The following is a 20,415-nucleotide window of genomic DNA, read 5'->3' as shown; positions in this document are numbered from 1 at the left end:
GTCGTACTCCTCCATTCCCGCTCCCGTCCCCCGTAGACGAGTCCAGGGAGGCACTGGCATTAACCGTATAGACAGGGTCTCCCTCCTTCGGACAAACCGAGTTTGACTGTGTGTCATGTCTGAAAAGAAGGTGTGGTTCATTACCGGCGCTGGTCGAGGAATGGGTGTCGACATCGCCCAAGCCGCGCTCGCCGCCGGACATTCGGTCGTCGCGACGGGACGAAACGCGGACCGGGTCGAGAAGGCTATCGGTGCACATGAGGAGCTACTCGCCGTTGTTCTCGATATCACCTCAACCGAAGCGGCGCAGGCGGCAGCTGCGACTGCAGTCGAACGATTCGGTCGAATCGACGTGTTGGTCAACAACGCCGGAAATTTCTACGCCGGTTACTTCGAGAACATCAGTCCTGAACAGTTCCGGGCGCAGATGGAAACCAATTTTTTCGGCCCGCTCAACGTGACTCGTGCTGTCCTCCCCGTCATGCGGCGCCGGCGCAGAGGTCAGGTCATCACCATCACATCCACTGCCGGTCTGATCGGTCAGGAGTTCTGCGCCGCCTACGCCGCATCGAAGTTCGCTCTGGAAGGGTGGATGGAGTCTCTGCGCTTCGATCTCGAGCCGTACGGCATCAGCACGATGGCTGTAGAGCCCGGATTCTTCCGGACGGAACTGTTGGTCGAAGGCTCGTCCACGATCTGGCCGGAGCTCGAGATCGAGGACTACGCGGAACGTACTGCCCAGACGATCGAGGCGTGGAAGAGCATGAACGGACAACAGGGCGGCGACCCCAAGAAGCTCGCCCGAGCTCTCGTTACTCTTTCCGACTCGGAGACATTGCCGCTGCGATTCGTCGCCGGCACTGACGCGATAAGCGGAGTCGAGCAGAATCTCGTCGTCATTTCGGGCCAGATCGATGCGAACCGCGGCCTTTCGGAATCTCTGTCCTTCGACTCCTGACAACTTCTTTTGTCGGTGCGACCGGGTTACGGTGCTTGGGATACCTAGCAGTTGCTTGGTTCCTCTAGCTGAAGGGCGTGCGTATATCCATGTCGACACCTGTACTCGTCTCGGACAACGGATCTGTACGGACAGTGACGTTCAACAAACCGGAGCGACTCAACGCTTTTGATGCCGCAGGCTTCCGGGCTCTGACCAAAGCGCTCGACGACGCGGCCGCAGATTCAAGAGTCGCGGTGGTGGTGATCGAGGGTGCGGGCAAGGCATTTTCGAGCGGAGTGGACCTGCGCGCGCTCTCCGCACCTGGGGCGGACACCGCTGATTTCGGACACGCATTTGCTCCTTTGATCGTGGCGCTGGTGGAGTTCCCGAAGCCGCTCGTCGCTGCCGTGCACGGCGCCGCTGTCGGCATCGGTCTGACGATGCTGCTCTTCTGCGACGTCGTCTACGTTGCCGACGATGCTCGGTTGCGTGCCCCGTTCACATCTCTCGGAACAGCGCCAGAAGCGGCAAGTAGTTGGATGCTGCCCAAGGTGATCGGCGCGCAACGCGCGTCCGAACTTCTGTTGACGGCCAGGTGGCTGAACGGAAAAGAAGCAGCCGAGATCGGCATTGCGGTCGCGGCAGTTCCGGCTGATCAGCTGCATCCCCGAGCGATGGAGGCTGCGTCGCAGATCGCGGGCAATGTCGGACCCGCAGTCCTGGCCGCGAAAAAGCTACTGCGCCAAGGATGGTCGGAGGAAGCCCGAGCGGCGGTCCAACGCGAAGACGATGCCGCGCGCGAGCTGATCCGCGAGTTGGGAAGTTTTGCTCAGAAATTCACGACTACCTGAAAACGGCCGCCCGGCAGAAGCCGGGCGGCCGTTTTCGACGTGCTCAGGAGATCAGCTGAGGCGCTCGATCACCATTGCCATGCCCTGTCCGCCGCCGACACACATGGTCTCGACGCCGAAGGTCTTGTCCTGCTCGCGCAGGTTGTTGATCAGGGTGTTGGTGATACGTGCACCGGTCATACCGAAGGGGTGGCCGAGTGCCAATGCACCGCCGGAGATGTTGAGCTTGTCCTCGTCGATGCCGAGCTCACGAGCAGATCCGATGACCTGGACCGCAAAAGCCTCGTTGATCTCGAACAGGTCGATGTCGGAAATCGACTTGCCCGCGAACTTCAGGGCGTTCTTGACGGCCTGGATCGGGCCGAGGCCCATGATCTCGGGGGACAGACCCGAGACGCCGGTGGAGACGATGCGGGCGAGGGGCGTCAGGCCCAGAGCCTTGGCCTTGGTGTCGGACATGATCACCAGAGCGGCAGCGCCGTCGTTGAGCGGGCAGGCGTTGCCTGCGGTGACGGTGCCGTCGGGACGGAAGACGGGCTTGAGGCCGCTGATGCCTTCGTAGGTGGTGCCGGCGCGCGGGCCGTCATCCTTGGAGACGACGGTGCCGTCGGCGAGGGTGACCGGGGTGATCTCACGCTCGAAGAAGCCACGGTTGATGGCTTCCTCTGCGCGGTTCTGGCTGCGAACAGCGAAGCGGTCCTGATCTTCGCGGCTGATGCCGGTAGCGGAGGCAACGTTCTCTGCCGTCTGGCCCATGCCCAGGTAGACGTCGGGGAGCAGTCCCTCTTCGCGAGGATCGGTCCAGGCGACTCCACCTTCGGCGAGCTTGGCGCTACGCGCCTGCGCTGCGTCGAAGAGCGGGTTCTTGGTGTTCGGCAGGCCGTCTGCGTTGCCCGTGACGAAGCTGGAGACGGACTCGACGCCGGCGGAGATGAAGACGTCGCCCTCGCCTGCGCGGATGGCGTGCAGTGCCATACGGGTGGTCTGCAGCGACGAGGAGCAGTAACGGTTGACCGTCACGCCGGGGAGGAAGTCGTAGCCCAGCTGAACTGCGACGACGCGGGCGATGTTGAAGCCCGACTGTCCGGCAGGCTGACCGCAACCCATGATGAGGTCGTCGATCTCGGTGGGATCGAGCTCGGGGATCTTCGCCAGCGCGGCTGCAACCATCTGGGTGGCGAGGTCATCGGGGCGGATGTCCTTGAGCGAACCCTTCATTGCGCGGCCGATGGGCGACCGTACTGCTGAGACGATTACTGCCTCGGGCATGAAAACTCCTTTTGTGTACTGCGTGGTCGGCGCAGACGACTGCGCGACGAGCAGGGCAAGATGAATGCAGCTTCGACTGCCAATTTACGTTGCCGACCCGAAAACAGGGGCACGGAGTCTCACTCAGTCGTCGCCAAGCTCCTGTACTGCGGGTTTCGGGTGGCCGATCCACCCAACGCGGTGCAGAGCAGTGGATACGCGGGCAGCCATCGTCTGTGCCTGTGCGGCGTCCGAGACCTGGGGGAGATCGGGGAGTGGCCCGCCAGTCCATTCGCCTAACGCCGCAGCGAGCACCGGCACGATCTGGCGGGCCGCGAGCTCGTAGCCGGCCGCCGACGGGTGGAACCGATCAGCCGAGAACATGGTGTCCGGGGAAGCGAGGAATTCTTTTGCGAGCAGATCGGCCAGCGGAACAGGATGCCCACCCGCCGCTCTCGTCGCCGACGCCTGCGCTGCCGCCAAACGATGTCCCCACTCGCGTACGACGGTTCGCAGCGGTTGTGGGATCGCGGTGACCACCCCCAGATCGGGACACGTGCCGACCACGACGACGGCGCCGCTCTCGCGCAAGCGCCGTACTGCGTCACCGAGACGCCTGGCCGATGCTCGAATAGCGTTCTTGGCAGTCACGTCGTTTGCGCCGATCAGGATCACCGCCGCGTCCGGCGCCGCCCCGGCAATGAACATGGCGTCGACCTGGCCACTCAAACCGCGCGACGTGGCGCCGCCGATAGCCTTGGTACTCAGGCGGATTCGCTTCCCGGTCTCCTCCGAGAGGAGTTTTGCGATCCGCACCCCCGGTACCTCGTCCGCGGTCACGGCGCCAACACCAGCGGCTGACGAATCGCCGAAAATCATCAGATGGAGGTCGAACGGAACGCCGCGCCACCACCGCTCCGGTGCGTCGATGCCCGGCGAATACACACCGTCCGCTTCGGGTGGTTTGGAGACATTGCGTCCGATCACGCCGCGTGCGGCACCGGCCTGCGACATCAGGTACTGGTACGCCAACCACGTCGCCGTGCCGGCGCTCGACCCGGCCACCACTGTGGCCACCGACGCTTTCACTCCGGTCCGACTCACAGTGGTCAATCTAGCCGGATCGCCGCACCTTCGCCCGACGTCTACGCGCAGCGATTCGCCGGATCTGGGAACATGGAGCGATGCGCATCGCGGAACACGTCGTAGACCTCATCGGCAACACCCCACTCGTCAAACTCACGTCCGTCACGGGCGAGAACTACGGCACTGTGGCAGCCAAGGTCGAATACCTCAACCCGGGCGGTAGCTCCAAGGACCGTATCGCCGTCAAGATGATCGACGCGGCGGAGGCCTCCGGAGAATTGAAGCCGGGCGGCACCATCGTCGAACCGACGTCAGGCAACACCGGAATCGGTTTGGCGCTCGTCGCTCAGAAACGCGGATACAAGTGCGTGTTCGTCTGCCCCGACAAGGTCAGCGAAGACAAGCGAAACGTTCTGCGTGCTTACGGAGCCGAGGTAGTCGTCTGCCCCACAGCCGTCGCACCCGAGCACCCCAACAGTTACTACAGCGTCTCCGATCGGCTCACCCGTGAGATCCCGGGTGCCTGGAAGCCCAACCAGTACTCCAACCCGGGCGGACCGGCAAGCCACTACGAGACCACCGGCCCCGAGATCTGGGCAGACACCGACGGCAAGATCACGCACTTCGTCGCCGGCGTCGGCACCGGTGGAACCATCACCGGCACCGGCCGCTACCTCAAGGAGGTGTCGGGCGGCAAGGTCAAGGTTGTCGGCGTCGACCCCGAAGGTTCCGTCTACTCCGGCGGCACGGGTCGTCCGTACCTGGTCGAAGGTGTCGGCGAAGATTTCTGGCCCACGGCTTACGATCCGTCCATTCCGGACGAGATCATCGCCGTGTCGGATGCGGACTCCTTCGAGATGACGCGTCGTCTGGCCCGTGAAGAAGGCCTGCTGGTCGGTGGATCGTGCGGCATGGCTGTCGTCGCGGCACTCGAGGTCGCCAAGCGCGAAGGCCCCGACGCACTTGTTGTCGTACTCCTTCCCGACGGTGGCCGCGGCTACCTGTCCAAGATCTTCAACGATCAGTGGATGGCGTCGTACGGCTTCCTGCGGACTCCGCTCGACGGCAAGGCAAACGTCCCCACCGTGGGCGACGTGCTGCGCGGAAAGTCGGGAGAACTGCCCGATCTCGTGCACACGCACCCGTCGGAAACCTTGCGTGACGCCATCGAGATCCTGCGTGAATACGGTGTGTCACAGATGCCGGTGGTTGGTGCCGAACCGCCCGTCATGGCAGGTGAGGTGGCCGGCAGTGTCACCGAACGTGATCTGCTCAGCGCAGTATTCGAAGGCCGTGCGCAACTTGCCGATTCGGTCGAAAAGCACATGAGTGCGCCGTTCCCGCTCATCGGATCGGGCGAGCCGGTCTCGGCCGCGACCAAGGCACTCGGCGATACTGACGCCCTCATGGTCGTCGACGACGGTAAGCCCGTCGGTGTCATCACCCGCCACGACCTTTTGGGATTCCTCAGCGCCGGATCCTGAGACATCCGAGTTTGTCCCCCGGAAGGTAGGGTCAGCGCCCATGGGGGACAAACTCGTCGGATATATCGGTGTTCTTGCGGCAGTACTGGTGACAACGGCCTGTAGTTCGACGGTTGCCGGCACTCCGCAAGCAGCATCGGGGGCAAAGGTAGCGGTGTCGACTAGCGCCCCGCCTGGGAAGTCGACTACCGCCGAAACGGCGCCGACGACGGTTAGGCCGACGGCATCGCTCGCTCCGGCCTTCTCAGGCTCGGTGAAATGCTCGACCCTCATGCCGGCAGTCCGTGACATCGTCGAACCGTACGGCGCCCCCAACGACATGCCGAACGGGTGCATCTGGATGGACGGCGGCAGGTCCATCGCCATCACGTCCTTTACGATGACCAACTCGCAGAGTACGCGCGAGACGATGGCAAAAAGTGGATACGACCTGCAGGACCCGCGACTGAGAAGTTTGGGTGCGGTTGCCAAAGGTGGTCTGACGATCACTGTTCTCTCTCCCGAACACATGACCATGGTGATGTACAGCCCCGACCTCGCCGAGACCGCCGCGTTGGATGCGGCAATCAGGGTCGTGGAGTTGGTCGAGAACTGACACAGCCGCCCTGCATCGGCGAGGTGGCTACTAGTCTGGTGGGCATGAGCGAGCAACGCAGCAAGGCCGACAACATCAGCTGGCAGGGTTTCTCCACGAAAGCGGTACACGCGGGCTACGAGCCCGATCCGCTGACCGGTGCCGTCAACGTTCCGATCTACGCGAGTTCCACCTTCGCGCAAGACGGTGTGGGTGGGATGCGCAGCGGATTCGAGTACGCGCGCACGGGCAACCCCACTCGTCGACCGCTCGAAGCGAACCTGGCGGCACTCGAATCAGGTAGCTACGGTCGGGCTTTCAGCTCGGGCATGGCTGCCACTGACTGCCTCCTCCGATCCGTTCTGCGCCCGGGTGACCACCTCGTCATCCCAGACGACGCTTACGGCGGAACCTTCCGACTCATCGACAAGGTCTTCACGCAGTGGGGCATCGAGTACACCCCGGCTCCGGTGTCGGACGTCGACGCGGTACGCGCAGCGATGCGACCCAACACCAAGCTGGTGTGGGTGGAAACACCCACGAACCCACTGCTCAACATCGGTGACATCGAACTCCTGGCCGAGGTTGCGCACGAGGGCAATGCAAAGATCGTGGTGGACAACACCTTTGCCTCGCCCTACTTGCAGCAGCCCCTGCAGTTGGGCGCCGACATCGCTCTGCACTCCACTACCAAGTACATCGGTGGACACTCCGATGTGGTCGGTGGCGCACTGGTCTGCGACGACGAAGAGCTCGACCACGCTTTCGCGTTCCTGCAGAACGGTTCCGGCGGCGTCCCCGGTCCGTTCGACGCCTTCCTCACGCTGCGCGGCATCAAGACATTGGCATTGCGGATGGAGCGTCACAGCGACAACGCCGAAAAGGTTGTCGAACTGCTCGACGGGCACCCCGCCGTCGCGAGCGTCATCTACCCGGGTCTCGCCTCGCATCCGTCGCACAAGGTTGCGGCCAAGCAGATGCGGCGATTCGGCGGCATGATCTCCGTGCGGCTCAAGGGTGGCAAGGCTGCTGCTCTCGACTTGTGCTCACGCACCGAAATCTTCACGCTCGCAGAATCTCTCGGCGGCGTCGAATCGCTCATCGAGTTCCCCGGCGCCATGACCCACGCGTCGACCGCCGGTTCGGCGCTCGAAGTTCCCGACGACCTGGTCCGTCTGTCGGTTGGTATCGAAGATGCCTCCGACCTGGTCGGCGATATCGAGCAGGCGCTGGCGTAACTCTGTGCTGTGCGCCTTTGTCAACCGCGGGCGGTTGACAAAGGCGCACAGTGTCAGTCGTCCGGCCACCCCGCCAGGGTGGTGACCCGGAACTCCTGATCGACCAGGCGGGCCGGGCGATCCAGCTTGTGGAGCCAATCGATGGCGGAGCCGCTCATTCCCACGGCTACCCGGCTCAGTGCTGCTGCCTCCGCACAGGATTCGGCTATCACCGATACCGTGCGCCACATCGATGTTGCCGTCGATTCCCGGGCAAGCGGCTTGACGGTGCTGGCCGTCGCGATGCCGCACCCGGAAGGAACGGCAACCTGACACGTGGGGTCTCCCGGGAGATCTTGAACCTGAATCTGCCAGCCGCCTTCCGGCGACGGTCCGGCCACGGCTATGTCTCCGCCCAAGGCAACGAGAACCCCGCAGCCGAGAAGTTCGGCTGTGGTTGCGGCGCAATGGTCAGCGGAACTGGCGCGCGCAGTGGCGGATAGATCGAGGACAACGTCGGCCGGGCTGAACACCCGGTTGCTCGCGACGCGGATCTTCCACCAGGAGTGTGGATCTCGCGAGCCTGCCGTTGGGGTGAGTTTGCCGTCGGTGAGGCGCGCGATCGCGAGTGCGTCCGTGAGGAAATGCGCAAACATCGGCGTTATGGGGGCCCCGTCGACCTCGAGAGCCGGCCCGGATCCGAATGTGCGGATCTCGGAGTCTGCGCGATCGCGATTGGTGGCCGCGTCGGCAGCGCTCAGATAACCCCGCACGAGACTGGCGGCGGAGGCGAGGGTACCGGGATCGGTGACGACTACGCGGGCCTGGACGCCCCATGTGAGCCATTCGGTTGCGGCGCGTGGTGCGTTCACGAACCGTTCGAGACGGCGTCCGGAACTCCGAACCCGCTGGCTACGACCAGTCGTGATGCGGCCGCATGCTTCGAGGTGGTGTCGGTGGAGATGGCCGTCGTGGTGGAACTGTCGGTGGGGTTGGAAACGAGGGATAAGCCACCACTTGCGATGGCGCCCGCAACAGCCGTCGCAGCAAGCGCGAGGTGAACGGGTCGGTATGCCGAGGTGCGAGCCCGAGTGGGCCGTGTCCGATCGTCGCTCATGTCCACAGCCTGCCCGCCGAACCTGAGAAAAGCCTTGGGGTATGTGGTCATTTGGGTAACGTCTGACGTGATAAATGAGACATTGGTTACAGGTTGGTGTGCCACCGGGGGTATCGAATGCATGTTCGAAACCCTAGGCGGTGCCACCGACAGGTTCGACAGGCTCGTGGATCGATCAGTTACCGGAGGTTTTTGATGGCAGTGAGTGTCCTGGCGATCACTGTGTCGATCGGTACTGCACTGGGGGTGATAGGAGCAACACTGGGGACGCCCGCAGAGGCGAATGCAGCTCCCGCCGCGGAAATCTCACTCGCGGCCTGGGGCGGGCCGGTGCGAGCACAAGAGAATCCGGAAGGGCTTGTGCCCTCGGTGCCGTCCAATTTTCCCGGTGCTGCTCTGGCGCCGGTTGGCGCGGTCGCGGTATTTGCTCCGTGGGTCAAGAAAGCGGGCGCAATCTGCCCGGAGATCACGCCGGCGGTGGTGGCATCTCTGTATTCGACGCGCAGTGGCTTTCAATACGGCCCCGGCGCAGAAGTGTCAGACGAGGGTGGGCGCGGACCTGGCCGATTCACCACAGCAGCGTGGACGGCGTACGGCAAGGACGGCGACGGCGACGGCAAGATGGACATCTTCGGTGTCGCAGACCCCGTGATGACGTCCGGCTACCGACTGTGTGAACTGGTGAAGCAGGCCCAGTCGTGGCAGCAATCAGGGGAGGTCCAGGGCGATACCGTCGAACTGGCGCTGGCAGCCTACGACGTCGGGCCCGAGGCAGTGCGGGCAGCGCACGGCGTTCCGCAGGATCAGACTGCGGCACCCTTCGTCGCGCAGGTCACGTCCTTGCAGGATTCCTTTGCCCTGATGCTTGCGCCGTTCAATTACAACAATCTTGCGGCCGCGGTAGGCGGTGTAGTCCAAGCCGGACTGAAATTCCTCGGACTGCCGTACGTGTGGGGCGGAGGAAACATCAACGGTCCGTCGATGGGCGGGTTCGACTGCTCGGGACTGACGTCGTACGCCATCCACGCCGCAACCGGGATCACTTTGCCACGCACGTCGGAAACCCAATGGGGTGTTGGCGTCGAGATTCCCCTCGATCAAGCGCAACCAGGTGATCTGCTGTTCGGAAACTGGCAGGCAGGCGGCCCCGGACACGTCGCGATCTACGTCGGAAACGGGCAGATGCTGCACGCGCCGACCTTCGGTGACGTAGTGAAAGTCGGTCCGATCTTCGCCGGTATGAAGGCGCGACGAGTGATCTAGGCAAGAAAAAACGTCGCCCGGACGAGTATGTCCGGGCGACGTTTGTTTCGTGTGTAACCGATCAGCTGTGGTACGGCTCCGCGCTAACGAGGGTGACCTTCATGGTGCCGCCGTTAGGCAGGTTGTACTCGCGAGTCTCGCCTTCCTTGGCCTCGAGAAGTGCGCTACCCAGCGGAGAGTTGGGGGAGTACACCTCGAGCTTGGCGTCACGCGCGCCCTCTTCGCGGGTTGCGATCAGGAAGGTCTCGGTGTCGCTCTCGTCGCCGTCGTAGTACACCTTCACTACCGAACCCGGGAGTGCAACACCGGACTGAGTGGGTGCTTCGCCGACCTTTGCGCTGTTGAGCAGATCCTGAAGCTGGCGGATACGAGCTTCCTGCTGCCCCTGATCTTCGCGTGCAGCGTGGTAGCCGCCGTTCTCCTTCAGATCGCCCTCTTCGCGACGCTCGTTGATCTCGGCGGCGATGATGGGGCGGTACGCGATGAGCTGGTCGAGTTCCTTCTTGAGCCTGTCATGTGATTCCTGCGTAAGCCAGGTCACCTGGGTCTCGGTCATCTCGATCACTCCCTAGTAGTCGGAGCCGGGGGCTCCCTCGACAGATCACTGCGACAGCACTGAACTCACTGCAACAGCAATAAACAACGGCTCGAACGCGCCTGGGCTAGGCGTGATCTTGCCGTCAGCGCTGCGCTCGACGCCAACCTGGCCGTCAATGCAGCAATACACGGTTCCACCCGGAACCGTGTACCAAGCAATTCTATCACGCAGGACTACCCGCCCTGTCGGAACTCAAACGTCGGGCAGGGCGGGTAGTAGGCGCAGTCAGTTTTTGGTCAGATACTCCGGGACGTCGAGGCTGCATCCGAAGACGTCGGCCATGCCTGGTGGGAGGGACGTTTTGATCTCGGTGTTGAACTCCAAGGTCTGGTACGTCGTAGCCGGAACGTAAACCTCGCGTCGACCGGTTTCGGATCCGCCCTTGGAGCGGGCGCGAACGATGCACACAGCTTCCTGGCTCGGATCGTCACGCGTGACGGTGAACCGGATCTTCATGGTCGAGTCGTCGGCGATGTCGTACGAGATCGTCTCGGTCGTGATCTCTTTCACCGAGAATTTGGTGTATCCGACGTAGGCGATACCGGTGCCCACAACGATGACGAGGGCGGTCAGAGCCCACACGATCCACTTCTTGGAACCGCCCGTGCGAGTCGCGCTCGGGTACCGATCTTGGGGAAGCGTATTACTCATCACTCTGCTCTCGAAGACTCGAGTTCGTGTTCTACGCAACCGCGGACTGGGGTCATGGCTGCATCAGGAACTCTCGGGTGGAACTATAGAGGACGCGCCCACTGGCGCTGCCGGTAGGTTTGACGGCAAGAGTTCGGAGCAGACGCCGGTAACGGCTACAGGTGAAGTTGAGGTGAACGAACACGTGAGCGGATTCCGGCTCATGGCCGTACATGCCCATCCCGACGACGAGTCGAGCAAGGGTGCGGCCACCACCGCCCGTTATGCAGCCGAAGGCCACGAAGTGATGGTCCTGACGCTCACCGGGGGTGAACGTGGCGACATTCTCAACCCGGCCATGGATGTCCCCGGCGTCCGCGACCGCATCAGCGAGGTGCGCCAGGAAGAAATGGCGGAAGCTGCGCGGATTCTGGGCGTCAAGCACCGCTGGCTGGGCTTCGTCGACTCGGGCCTGCCCGAGGGTGATCCGTTGCCGCCGCTTCCGGAGGGCTGCTTTGCGCTGGTGCCGCTCGAGGAATCGACGCGCGCACTCGTCAAGGTGTTCCGCGAATTCCGTCCGCACGTCATCACGACGTACGACGAGAACGGTGGATACCCGCACCCCGACCACATTCGGTGCCACGAGGTGTCGATGGCTGCGTACGAAGCGGCTGCCGACCCGGAATATCATCCCGAGGACGGCGAACCGTGGGAGATCAAGAAGGTCTATTACTCGCACGGCTTCATCCGTAAGCGTCTCGAACTTTTCCAAGAGGAGTACGAGCGCCGCGGCGAGCCGTTCCCCATGGCGGATTGGCTCAAGAAGTGGAAGACCGAGCGCGGTGACATGATGGTCCGGGTCACCACCCAGATCGCCTGCGGCGATTACTTCCCCCAGCGCGACGACGCTTTGCGTGCGCATGCGACGCAGATCGACCCCAACGGTTCGTTCTTTGCGGTGCCGCTCGATATTCAGCAGAAGATCTGGCCCACAGAAGAATTCGAACTCGCGAAGACGCGGGTTTCTACGTCCATCCCGGAAACCGACCTGTTCGCAGGTCTTGAAGAGGACGTCTGAAAGTGAATGCACTATCCGCCGAGTTGGTAATCGGCACAACACAATTGCTTGCACAGAGCCCGAGTAACCCCTCCGGGCCCGAGTTCGGCAAGTCGTCGCCGGTCGGACTGGTTGTCGTCTTGGCATTGTTCATCGGTGTGATCCTGTTGGTCGTGTCGATGAACCGTCAGCTCAAGAAGTTGCCGGAAACTTTCGAACCCGAACACCCGGAAGCCGATCAGCAGTTGGATGAAGGAACGGATCGTGGTGCGATCGCCACCCCGGAAACGGATGCCGGCGACGCATCAGCCGAGAAGACTCCCAAGCACGATTCCTGACGCGAGCGAGGTAGGGCACATGGACCCACGGATGAAGAACAATCTGGGTGGGTCCACCAGTCCCTACCTTCGTCAGCACGCCGACAATCCGGTCCACTGGCAGCAGTGGGGGCCGGAGGCCATGGAGTGGGCACGCGAACGTAACGTGCCGATTCTGTTGTCGATCGGATACTCGGCGTGCCACTGGTGCCACGTGATGGCCCACGAATCGTTCGAGAACGACGACATCGCGGCGATCATGAACGACAACTTCGTCTGCGTGAAGGTGGACCGCGAAGAGCGGCCTGACATCGACGCCGTCTACATGAATGCCACGGTCGCGATGACCGGTCAGGGTGGCTGGCCGATGACGTGTTTCCTGACTCCTGACGGTTCGCCGTTCTACTGCGGCACGTACTACCCGCCGGCGCCGCGCGGTGGAATGCCTTCGTTCATACAGCTTCTCGAAGCGATTGCCGAGACATTTGCCAACCGTCGCGGCGAGGTCGACGATGCTGCGTCGTCGATCGTGACGGAGTTGGCGCGCGCGTCGGGTGGAATCCCGTACAGCGGTGCGCCGATCGATGCCGCGCTCCTCGACGCAGCGGGCCAGGCAGTATTGGTGGATGAGGACCTGCCCCGCGGCGGTTTCGGCGGCGCCCCGAAGTTTCCGCCGTCCGCGTTGCTCGAAGGACTGCTGCGGCAGTTCGAGCGGACCGGTTCGAACAATATTCTCGGTGGACTGCAGCGCACTGGTGAAGCCATGGCGCGCGGCGGCATCTACGACCAGTTGGGCGGCGGTTTCTCCCGTTACTCCGTCGACGCGGAGTGGGTGGTTCCGCATTTCGAGAAGATGCTCTACGACAATGCGTTGCTGCTCCGGTTCTACGCGCACTGGGCACGTCGGACGGGTTCCGAGTTGGCAGCCCGCATCACGGAGGAAACCGCAGGATTTATTCTCGGCGATCTGCGAACCGAAAACGGCTGCTTCGCTTCGGCTCTGGACGCGGACACCAACGGCGTCGAAGGATCGACCTATGTGTGGACGCCCAGCCAGCTGATCGATGCGCTCGGCGAGGACGACGGACGGTGGGCGGCAGAGTTGTTCCGCGTCACCGACGACGGAACCTTCGAAGAAGGTGCATCGGTGTTGCAGTTGCTCAGCGATCCCGACGATTGCTCGCGCTGGCAGAAGGTTTCCGACGCACTGCGCGCAGTGCGAAAAGACCGTCCGCAGCCTGGCCGAGACGACAAAGTCGTGACCGCATGGAACGGGCTCAGCATCACCGCCTTGACGGAAGCCGGGCTTGCACTGAATCGACCCGAATGGATTGACGCTGCACGGGTGTGCGCGCACACCCTTCTCGGCCTGCATCTCGTTGACGGCAGATTGCGCCGCGCATCTCTCGGTGGCGTTGTCGGTGAGCCGGCCGGGGTCCTCGAGGACTACGCAGCCCTGGCCACCGGACTCCTCGCGCTGTACCAGGCAACCGGGGAATCGGAGTGGTTCGACACCGCCCGGCAGTTGCTCGACCTCACTCTCGATCATTTTGCCGACCCAGCCGAGCCCGGAAGTTGGTTCGACACAGCAGATTTTGCCGAAAGCTTGGTGACCCGACCCCGCGATCCGATGGACGGCGCAACACCGTCGGGAGCGTCAACTGTCACGGAGGCGCTGTTGACGGCGGCTGCGCTCACCGAACCCGAGCGCGCCTCCCGCTATGCCCAAGCCGTATCCGACTCCCTTGCACGCGCATCGTTGCCGCTCGAGCGTGCTCCGCGCTCGGCCGGGCATTGGCTTGCGGTGGCGGAAGCGTCGCTGCGCGGGCCGATCCAGGTAGCTGTTGTGGGTGACGGTGATCTGCTGGACGCGGCCCGTCGCCTCGCCCCCGGCGGCGCCGTGATCGTCGCAGGTGAGCCGGATTCCTCACCGCTGCTGGCAGATCGGCCGTTGGTCGACGGCGCTCAAGCGGCCTACGTCTGCCGAGGCTTCGTCTGTGACCGCCCGGTCACAGACGAAGCAGGCTTGGCGCTTGCGCTGGCGCACTGAGCGGGTCAGGACTTGGCGTGCCGCTTTGCCAACATCCAGCGCGAGATCTTCATGTCGCGCGCCTTCCGCTCGATGGTCAGTAGATCCAGTGGTGCGCTGAACTTCTGAACTGCCATCGATTTGACGCTGCTGAACTCGCGCAGTCCGTCTGCCCCGTGGATGCGGCCGAATCCGGAATCACCGACACCGCCGAACGGGAGGGCGGCGATTCCGGCAAATCCGAGAACCGAATTGACGGTGACCACACCACATTCGAGTTTCTCGGCAATTGCCCGCCCCTTCGATGTGCTCTTCGTGAACACCGACGCGCCCAATCCGTACTTCGACGCGTTGGCGCGCTCGATGCCTTCGTTCATGTCGGCAACCTTGTTCACCACGACGCTCGGTCCGAACGTTTCCTCGGTGACCGCGGTGGAATCTTCCGGTACGTCGGTCAGGACGATCGGGTCTATGAACGGGCCACGGAAGGACTCGAGGCCGCCGAGAACAGCTTTGGCTCCTCGGCCGAGCGCGTCTTCGATCTGACCTCGCACGATCGCCGTCTGCTTGCCCAGCGTCATGGGGCCGTAGGTCGAACCGGCGTGGGCATCGCGCAGCGCCGCAGTGAGTTTCGACAGGAAGGCGTCGTAGACCGGGGCGGCGACGTAGATGCGCTCGACACCGGCGCAGGTTTGCCCGGCGTTGCCGACCGCACCGAATGCCGCGAAGGCTACGGCGGCATCAAGGTTGGCGTCGGAATCCACCAGCATGGCGTCCTTGCCGCCGCACTCGGCAACCAGGGGAGTCAGGGTATCGGCGCAGGCAGCCATGACGCGTTTTGCGGTGGCCGTCGAACCGGTGAACGCAATCTTGTTCACCCCGGACGAACACAGCAGTGCGCCGGTCTTGCCGTCGCCGGTAATCGTTTGGAGGACAGGGTGTCCGGGTGCGGCGAGGTTCCACAGCCGAGCCAGTTCGACGCCGACGCCTGGTGAGAGTTCGCTTGGCTTGAAGACGACGGCGTTTCCGGCGGCCAGTGCGTAGCCGATCGACCCCATCGGTGTGTACAGCGGATAGTTCCACGGACCGATCACACCGACGACGCCCATCGGCCGATAGCCGACGGAAGCGGATTGGTTGGCGCTGATCAAGCCTGCACCGACGCGTCTGCGGCGCAACACCTTCTGTGCGTTGCGGGCGGCCCAGTCGAGATGTTCGACTGCCAACATCACTTCGAGTAGCGCGTCGTCGCTCGGCTTTCCGGTTTCCGTGGAGATGATCGACGCCATCGAATCCGCATGGGAGGCAATGGCAGCCCGGAAGTCACCGAGGACTTTCTTTCGCCCTGCAAAACCGAGTTGATCCCACCACGCCGCTGCGGTGTGTGCTGCGGCCACGGCCTTGTCGACCGCCTGCTGATCGGCGACGGGGTACTGCGCGATCACGGTGTCATCGCGAGGGTCGAGGCTCGCGAAGGTGGGATCGCCTGACGTCGGATCTGTGGACGTGCTGTGTCGGCCGAGCTGTTCGGTCATATTTCTCAGATCCTCCAGGAGTCGACGCATCACATATATGTGATGTGATTTACTGTGCTGGTAGTCACAGTATGCGTCGGACGGAGCTCCGACAAGCCTCCAGCCATTTCTCACCCGGGAGTTTTCGATGCACATGGATTTCACGCAGGAGCAGTCTGATTTTGCCAAGTCGGTGGCCGCGTTCTGCAAGAAGGAAAGCGGTACGCGCGAGCAGCGAGACCTGCTGACCGATCACGGAGCGCACAACCACAATCAGGCGTACTACGAGAAAATGGCGGAACTGGGATGGCTTGGACTGACCGTGCCGGAGGAGTACGGCGGATCGGCCGGCAGCACGGTTGACCTGTGCATCTTCCTCGAGGAAGCGGCCAAGGGGATGGCGCCGATCGGCGGACTCGGCCCGACGGTCATCACGGGGGCGGCGTACGAGAAGTTCGGCAGTCCGGCGCAGAAGGAAGCGGTACTCGGCGGCATCGTCCGAGGGGCTTCGCAGTCGATCTCGATGTCGGAACCCGAGGCGGGCTCGGACGTCGGTAACTTGAGTTGCCGTGCCGAGAAGGTCGACGGTGGATGGCTGATCAACGGACAGAAGACGTGGTGCTCCAATGCGCACTTCGCCGAGAACATCCTGCTCGTCGCGCGTACGTCGAGAGGTGAGGGCAAGCACGAGGGCCTGACGATGTTCCACGTTCCGGCAGATATTTCCGGCCTGAAGATCAGCGGAATCGACACGATGGGCGGCAAGGAGGTCAACGACCTCTACTTCACCGACGTCCTGCTGCCTGACGACGCTGTGGTCGGCGAGGTCGGCAACGGCTGGCGTCAACTCATGGCGGGGCTCAATATCGAACGGCTCATCCTGGCGGCGATGATGCTCGGAACGGCGCAGCGGGCTTTCGATGACACCCTCGAATTCATCACCACCCGTAAGCAATTCGGGCGTCCTGTCGGTTCGTTCCAGGCGCTTCGGCACCGCGTCGCGGATCTGGCTACGGAGATCGAATGCGGCCGACTGCTGGTCTACAGCGTCGCCAGGATGGTCGACGCCAATCCGACGAAGATGTTCCCGCGCGAGGCGTCGATGGCAAAACTGAAGCTCACCGAAACCGCCAAGAAGGTTGCGCTCGAGGGCATGCAGATGATGGGCGGGTACGGTTACGCCACGGAATTCGACATGGAGCATCATGTGCGAAAGACTCTGGTGTCTTCCATTTATGGTGGTACCAACGAGATTCAGCGAGACATCATCGGCAAAACGTACGGACTGTGAGGATCGGTTGTGGCAACGTCTGCACGCACTCGGAGGGCGACGTCTGAGCTGAGGAGACGGCCACAGCTGTCCGAGGATGTGGCGAACCATGTTCGCAACCTCATCATGTCCGGGGAGGTTCGTCCGGGCGAGTTCGTTCGCCTCGACGAAACCGCAGCCGACCTCGGGGTCAGCGTCACGCCAGTTCGGGAGGCTCTGGTCGCGTTGCGCGGCGAGGGGATGGTCGAGTTGGTTCCCCACCGTGGCTATCTGGTATCGCCGCTCAGTCGCCAGGACATCGAAGACATCTTCTGGTTGCAGGGGCAGATTGCGGTCAAATTGGCGTTGCGGGCCGCTGACAAGATCACCGCTGACCAGCTTGCAGAGTTGGTCGAGCTCAATGCCGATTTACGGGCAGCGGTCGACGCGTCGGATGCTGCTGCGATCGAGCAGTGCGAATTCCAATTTCACCGCCTGATCAATCTTGCCGCGGGCGGGGCAAAATTGGCGTGGTTCCTGTTCGGTGCAATCCGCTACACCCCGGCGCGGCTGTACGCGACCGACGCGGGCTGGGGTGAGCTTGCGGTGTCGAGCCACGACAAGTTGATCGAGGCGTTCGAGAATCGAGACCTCGAGCAAGTGGACGCGCAGATGCGAGTTCAGTTCTCCGACGGTGCCGCTCGTCTGCTCGCCCACCTCGACAACATCGGCCTCTGGGACTGAGCTTCGAGTAGGGCCCTCAGGACGGCGGCATTGCCGGAGCGAGCAGGATCGCCGCACATTCGGCAACCAGTTCGTCTTCCGTGACGTCGATGTATCCGTCGAGCCATGCGCTCAGCGTTTGAGCGAGGCCGCCGACCAGGAAGGTTGCCGTCAGCGTCAGCTGGCCGCTGTCGCCGAGTCGGTAGAAGCTCTTGGCGTTGGCGGCGAGGAGACCGATGAATATCGTGGTCGACGCCCGGCGTTTCTCGACGAGGAGCGGGCTTGTGAGCGCGCTCGAGAAGAGTAGTCGCCCGCGCCTTGGGTCGCGGGCAACGGTGCGGACGATGTTGGCTATGGCCGCCACTGCCTTGTCTCGTTCGGCGTCGGCCGCGTCCACTGCTGCCTGGGTGGAGACGGCGATATCCGTGATGACCGTGTCGTACACCGCGGAGATCAGGGCGTCGCGGTCGGTGAAGCTCTCGTAGAAGTACCGGGCAGCTACACCAGCCTGTTTGCACACCCCACGCACCGTCAGTTCGGGTTCGGCTGATCCCATCAGTTCGAGCCCGGCTTCGATCAGCGTCTCGCGGCGCGCAGCGACGCGGAGGGCGCCGTCGACGCCACCGTACAAACGCGGTTGGTCATTCATGTAGACCATCTTGGCATCTCGAAGCTATTGACATCGTGAGGTTTCAGCGCTTCACTCATCTGAGAACACGCGTTCGCAGATATCCGACTCGAAGGGGTTAATGCCGTGACGGTGAGTAGAGATTCGATCGACATCGATGCTGAGGTCGAGAAGGCGATGTCCGGGTTGGGACTGTTGGCCGCCGGCGCAAACGTGATCATGCAACTTGCGCGCCCCGCGGTGGGTTACGGCGTGTACGAGAGCAAGGTCGAGACCGGCAGGTTGGACCGTCATCCGGTCAAGCGCACTCGCACAACGCTGACCTACCTGGCGGTGGCAAGCCTCGCCACCGAGGACGAGAAGAAGCAGTACCGGCGCGCAGTCAACGGAGCACACAAGTATGTCCGTTCGGACGAGAACAGTGCCGTCGAGTACAACGCGTTCGACCCCGAACTCCAGTTGTGGGTTGCTGCCTGCCTGTACCGCGGCTTCGAGGACGTCTACAAGGCACTGTACGGAGATCTCGACCCCGCAACCCAGGACGCCTTCTATCAGCGTAGTTCAAGTTTCGGCACCACCCTCCAGATGCGCCGCGACATGTGGCCGGTGGATCGAGACGCGTTCGAGGTCTACTGGAACGAGAACCTGAACAAGGTCAGCATCGACGACACGATCCGTGAGCACCTGTACGGGATCGCATCGGCTACTTTCACCCCGAAGCTGTTGCATCCCTTGGTCGGCCCGCTCAATCGCTTTCTCACGACGGGATTCCTGCCGCAATCCTTCCGGGACGAAATGCGCCTCCCGTGGTCCGAACGGAGGCAGCGCGGATTCGACCGATCGATGCGCGTCGCGGCGGCAGTCAATCGCGTTACCCCGAAGGTCATTCGCATGTTCCCGTACAACTTTTACCTGTGGGATCTGCGTCGTCGAATTGCCAAGGGGATTCCGTTGGTCTGACGGGACAGTCCACAGTTCAGACGAGGTTCTTGCTTCGCTTGATCCGGCGACGGAGGTCGCGCATCTGAATGGTGTTGCCTGCCTGTCGGATCGATCGAGGTATGAATCTGTTGACGAAGGACACGAAGATGAAGAGATGTTCGAAGCGTCGACGGTCGTCCTCGGTCCACTCGAGTCCGAGTTGGTCACGGTAGATCGGGGGAAGAAACCCGATTGTCAGAAATCGCAGCAGGTTTCGAAACACCAGGCGCAGTGGCCAGGCAATCATGCGTAAGTCGATCAGATCGTTCAGATACCGGCTGGTGCGTTCGTCGATGATCACACGTTCACAGCCGAGGTTCCAGTACCGTTCGAAATCCGCGCGCGTGGCCGGCCACATCTCTTCGGTAACCTGCAGAGTGGTTCCCAGAGTAGAGGCGGATTGGTAGAACGACTCCGCTTGTTCTTCGGACATCACACCGTGCAGCAACTGGTGACTGTCTTCGAATCCGATGAACAGGCAAGCCGCGACCCATAATTGGAGTTCACGGTTGAAGGCGTTGTACTTGACCGGGCTGTTTGCATCTGACCGTACGTGCCGGTGCACCGAGTTGACTGCTTCGCGGTACGCCAGACGCTCTTCCTCGTTACCCAGAATCGCGACAGTCAGATATTGCGTGGTGGTCCGCGCGCGTTTCCACGGATGTGCCGTCAGAGCGCCTGATTCGACCTTGCTTTCCATGACGCCGTACGCCACTTCCGGCCAGCCGAGTTGCAGGACGACGTTGGCGGCGGCGCCGGCAAACGACCAGAAGTCGAGCGCATCGGTGATGTGAGCAGGTTTCCTGGCCCACCGCCGGCGCAGGCCGGTGATGGTGATTCGCGTCTGATCGGTTCGAAGTGACGACTCGGTCTGTTCGGAATCCAGGTAATGAGTGGGCATCGACCCTC

The 20,415-nt window shown here is 62.7% G+C and carries 21 protein-coding genes; 12 read left to right on the top strand and 9 right to left on the bottom strand.

The window, feature by feature from the left end; all coding sequences use genetic code 11:
* Window positions 1-115: 115 nt before the first annotated feature.
* Together EEB13_RS22125 and EEB13_RS22120 are read left to right on the top strand one after the other, a co-directional pair.
* Window positions 116-958 carry an SDR family oxidoreductase gene (locus EEB13_RS22125; RefSeq protein WP_141486286.1) on the top strand — a complete coding sequence of 281 codons (843 nt, stop codon included), beginning with the start codon at window positions 116-118 and terminating at the stop codon, window positions 956-958.
* An 89-nt stretch (window positions 959-1,047) separates the two neighbouring features.
* Window positions 1,048-1,791, top strand: coding sequence for an enoyl-CoA hydratase/isomerase family protein (locus tag EEB13_RS22120; RefSeq protein WP_261984616.1), 744 nt, complete (start codon window positions 1,048-1,050; stop codon window positions 1,789-1,791).
* Between the two features lie 51 nt (window positions 1,792-1,842).
* Here EEB13_RS22120 and EEB13_RS22115 read toward each other — a convergent pair whose 3' ends face one another.
* Both EEB13_RS22115 and EEB13_RS22110 read right to left on the bottom strand, forming a co-directional pair.
* Window positions 1,843-3,060: an acetyl-CoA C-acetyltransferase gene (locus EEB13_RS22115; RefSeq protein WP_033234533.1), complete on the bottom strand. Its 1,218-nt coding sequence runs from the start codon at window positions 3,058-3,060 to the stop codon at window positions 1,843-1,845.
* A gap of 123 nt (window positions 3,061-3,183) precedes the next feature.
* Window positions 3,184-4,152, bottom strand: a complete 969-nt coding sequence (locus EEB13_RS22110) for an SGNH/GDSL hydrolase family protein (protein ID WP_410055777.1) — start codon at window positions 4,150-4,152, stop codon at window positions 3,184-3,186.
* Window positions 4,153-4,223: 71 nt separating this feature from the next.
* On the opposite strand from EEB13_RS22110, the gene EEB13_RS22105 reads away from it, so the two are divergent.
* The 3 genes from EEB13_RS22105 to EEB13_RS22095 are packed head-to-tail and all read left to right on the top strand — an operon-like array spanning window position 4,224 to window position 7,421.
* Window positions 4,224-5,609, top strand: a complete 1,386-nt coding sequence (locus tag EEB13_RS22105; RefSeq protein WP_033234532.1) for a cystathionine beta-synthase — start codon at window positions 4,224-4,226, stop codon at window positions 5,607-5,609.
* 40 nt (window positions 5,610-5,649) lie between these two features.
* On the top strand, window positions 5,650-6,204 hold the full coding sequence (locus EEB13_RS22100; protein WP_141486283.1) for a hypothetical protein: 555 nt from the start codon (window positions 5,650-5,652) through the stop codon (window positions 6,202-6,204).
* A gap of 44 nt (window positions 6,205-6,248) precedes the next feature.
* Window positions 6,249-7,421 carry a cystathionine gamma-synthase gene (locus EEB13_RS22095; RefSeq protein WP_045069354.1) on the top strand — a complete coding sequence of 391 codons (1,173 nt, stop codon included), beginning with the start codon at window positions 6,249-6,251 and terminating at the stop codon, window positions 7,419-7,421.
* Between the two features lie 53 nt (window positions 7,422-7,474).
* Here the strand turns inward: EEB13_RS22095 and EEB13_RS22090 are convergent, their stop codons facing one another.
* Window positions 7,475-8,272 carry an FAD:protein FMN transferase gene (locus tag EEB13_RS22090; RefSeq protein WP_141486282.1) on the bottom strand — a complete coding sequence of 266 codons (798 nt, stop codon included), beginning with the start codon at window positions 8,270-8,272 and terminating at the stop codon, window positions 7,475-7,477.
* Entirely contained in the window at window positions 8,269-8,568 is a 300-nt protein-coding gene (locus tag EEB13_RS22085) for a hypothetical protein (RefSeq protein ID WP_239654783.1), read from the bottom strand. The genes EEB13_RS22090 and EEB13_RS22085 overlap by 4 nt, the downstream gene beginning before the upstream one ends.
* A gap of 144 nt (window positions 8,569-8,712) precedes the next feature.
* Here EEB13_RS22085 and EEB13_RS22080 point away from each other — a divergent pair, with 144 nt between their 5' ends.
* Window positions 8,713-9,780, top strand: a complete 1,068-nt coding sequence (locus EEB13_RS22080) for an NlpC/P60 family protein (RefSeq protein WP_141486281.1) — start codon at window positions 8,713-8,715, stop codon at window positions 9,778-9,780.
* A 61-nt stretch (window positions 9,781-9,841) separates the two neighbouring features.
* Here the strand turns inward: EEB13_RS22080 and greA are convergent, their stop codons facing one another.
* A complete protein-coding gene (gene greA, locus EEB13_RS22075) occupies window positions 9,842-10,336 on the bottom strand; it encodes a transcription elongation factor GreA (protein ID WP_033234619.1) in 495 nt (164 codons plus the stop codon).
* Window positions 10,337-10,603: 267 nt separating this feature from the next.
* Complete coding sequence (locus tag EEB13_RS22070) at window positions 10,604-11,029, bottom strand: DUF4307 domain-containing protein (RefSeq protein WP_033234528.1); 426 nt, start codon at window positions 11,027-11,029, stop codon at window positions 10,604-10,606.
* A gap of 184 nt (window positions 11,030-11,213) precedes the next feature.
* Here EEB13_RS22070 and mca point away from each other — a divergent pair, with 184 nt between their 5' ends.
* The 3 genes from mca to EEB13_RS22055 are packed head-to-tail and all read left to right on the top strand — an operon-like array spanning window position 11,214 to window position 14,432.
* Window positions 11,214-12,086, top strand: coding sequence for a mycothiol conjugate amidase Mca (gene mca / locus EEB13_RS22065; protein WP_033234618.1), 873 nt, complete (start codon window positions 11,214-11,216; stop codon window positions 12,084-12,086).
* 2 nt (window positions 12,087-12,088) lie between these two features.
* Window positions 12,089-12,403, top strand: coding sequence for a hypothetical protein (locus EEB13_RS22060; protein ID WP_033234527.1), 315 nt, complete (start codon window positions 12,089-12,091; stop codon window positions 12,401-12,403).
* A gap of 19 nt (window positions 12,404-12,422) precedes the next feature.
* Window positions 12,423-14,432, top strand: coding sequence for a thioredoxin domain-containing protein (locus tag EEB13_RS22055; protein WP_141486280.1), 2,010 nt, complete (start codon window positions 12,423-12,425; stop codon window positions 14,430-14,432).
* 5 nt (window positions 14,433-14,437) lie between these two features.
* Here EEB13_RS22055 and EEB13_RS22050 read toward each other — a convergent pair whose 3' ends face one another.
* Window positions 14,438-15,946, bottom strand: coding sequence for an aldehyde dehydrogenase family protein (locus EEB13_RS22050; RefSeq protein WP_033234525.1), 1,509 nt, complete (start codon window positions 15,944-15,946; stop codon window positions 14,438-14,440).
* Between the two features lie 127 nt (window positions 15,947-16,073).
* Here EEB13_RS22050 and EEB13_RS22045 point away from each other — a divergent pair, with 127 nt between their 5' ends.
* Window positions 16,074-17,216 (top strand): acyl-CoA dehydrogenase family protein, encoded by a 1,143-nt coding sequence (locus tag EEB13_RS22045; RefSeq protein WP_033234524.1) that lies wholly within the window; start codon window positions 16,074-16,076, stop codon window positions 17,214-17,216.
* Window positions 17,217-17,225: 9 nt separating this feature from the next.
* Window positions 17,226-17,918, top strand: coding sequence for a GntR family transcriptional regulator (locus EEB13_RS22040; protein ID WP_141486279.1), 693 nt, complete (start codon window positions 17,226-17,228; stop codon window positions 17,916-17,918).
* Window positions 17,919-17,934: 16 nt separating this feature from the next.
* Here the strand turns inward: EEB13_RS22040 and EEB13_RS22035 are convergent, their stop codons facing one another.
* Entirely contained in the window at window positions 17,935-18,555 is a 621-nt protein-coding gene (locus EEB13_RS22035; RefSeq protein WP_052683598.1) for a TetR/AcrR family transcriptional regulator, read from the bottom strand.
* 147 nt (window positions 18,556-18,702) lie between these two features.
* On the opposite strand from EEB13_RS22035, the gene EEB13_RS22030 reads away from it, so the two are divergent.
* Window positions 18,703-19,485 (top strand): oxygenase MpaB family protein, encoded by a 783-nt coding sequence (locus EEB13_RS22030; protein ID WP_051730520.1) that lies wholly within the window; start codon window positions 18,703-18,705, stop codon window positions 19,483-19,485.
* Between the two features lie 16 nt (window positions 19,486-19,501).
* On the opposite strand, the gene EEB13_RS22025 is transcribed toward EEB13_RS22030, so the two are convergent.
* The gene (locus tag EEB13_RS22025; RefSeq protein WP_045069357.1) at window positions 19,502-20,407 is read right to left on the bottom strand and encodes an oxygenase MpaB family protein; all 906 of its coding nucleotides are present in this window, start codon (window positions 20,405-20,407) and stop codon (window positions 19,502-19,504) included.
* Between the last annotated feature and the right edge of the window lie 8 nt (window positions 20,408-20,415).

This window comes from Rhodococcus sp. WS3 (assembly GCF_003797085.1).
Lineage (GTDB): Bacteria > Actinomycetota > Actinomycetes > Mycobacteriales > Mycobacteriaceae > Rhodococcus_F > Rhodococcus_F globerula.
Note: the sequence above shows the minus strand (reverse complement) of the source record. Positions and strands in the feature narration are given on the sequence as shown.

Excerpts from the sequence above, each read along its gene's own strand:
- EEB13_RS22070 (WP_033234528.1), bottom strand. The coding sequence starts at position 11,029 with ATGAGTAATACGCTTCCCCAAGATCGGTACCCGAGCGCGACTCGCACG.
- EEB13_RS22120 (WP_261984616.1), top strand. The coding sequence starts at position 1,048 with ATGTCGACACCTGTACTCGTCTCGGACAACGGATCTGTACGGACAGTG.
- EEB13_RS22100 (WP_141486283.1), top strand. The coding sequence starts at position 5,650 with ATGGGGGACAAACTCGTCGGATATATCGGTGTTCTTGCGGCAGTACTG.
- EEB13_RS22025 (WP_045069357.1), bottom strand. The coding sequence starts at position 20,407 with ATGCCCACTCATTACCTGGATTCCGAACAGACCGAGTCGTCACTTCGA.
- EEB13_RS22115 (WP_033234533.1), bottom strand. The coding sequence starts at position 3,060 with ATGCCCGAGGCAGTAATCGTCTCAGCAGTACGGTCGCCCATCGGCCGC.
- EEB13_RS22105 (WP_033234532.1), top strand. The coding sequence starts at position 4,224 with ATGCGCATCGCGGAACACGTCGTAGACCTCATCGGCAACACCCCACTC.
- EEB13_RS22050 (WP_033234525.1), bottom strand. The coding sequence starts at position 15,946 with ATGACCGAACAGCTCGGCCGACACAGCACGTCCACAGATCCGACGTCA.
- EEB13_RS22030 (WP_051730520.1), top strand. The coding sequence starts at position 18,703 with ATGTCCGGGTTGGGACTGTTGGCCGCCGGCGCAAACGTGATCATGCAA.
- greA (WP_033234619.1), bottom strand. The coding sequence starts at position 10,336 with ATGACCGAGACCCAGGTGACCTGGCTTACGCAGGAATCACATGACAGG.
- EEB13_RS22085 (WP_239654783.1), bottom strand. The coding sequence starts at position 8,568 with ATGACCACATACCCCAAGGCTTTTCTCAGGTTCGGCGGGCAGGCTGTG.
- EEB13_RS22035 (WP_052683598.1), bottom strand. The coding sequence starts at position 18,555 with ATGGTCTACATGAATGACCAACCGCGTTTGTACGGTGGCGTCGACGGC.
- EEB13_RS22080 (WP_141486281.1), top strand. The coding sequence starts at position 8,713 with ATGGCAGTGAGTGTCCTGGCGATCACTGTGTCGATCGGTACTGCACTG.
- EEB13_RS22055 (WP_141486280.1), top strand. The coding sequence starts at position 12,423 with ATGGACCCACGGATGAAGAACAATCTGGGTGGGTCCACCAGTCCCTAC.
- EEB13_RS22125 (WP_141486286.1), top strand. The coding sequence starts at position 116 with ATGTCTGAAAAGAAGGTGTGGTTCATTACCGGCGCTGGTCGAGGAATG.
- EEB13_RS22045 (WP_033234524.1), top strand. The coding sequence starts at position 16,074 with ATGCACATGGATTTCACGCAGGAGCAGTCTGATTTTGCCAAGTCGGTG.
- EEB13_RS22095 (WP_045069354.1), top strand. The coding sequence starts at position 6,249 with ATGAGCGAGCAACGCAGCAAGGCCGACAACATCAGCTGGCAGGGTTTC.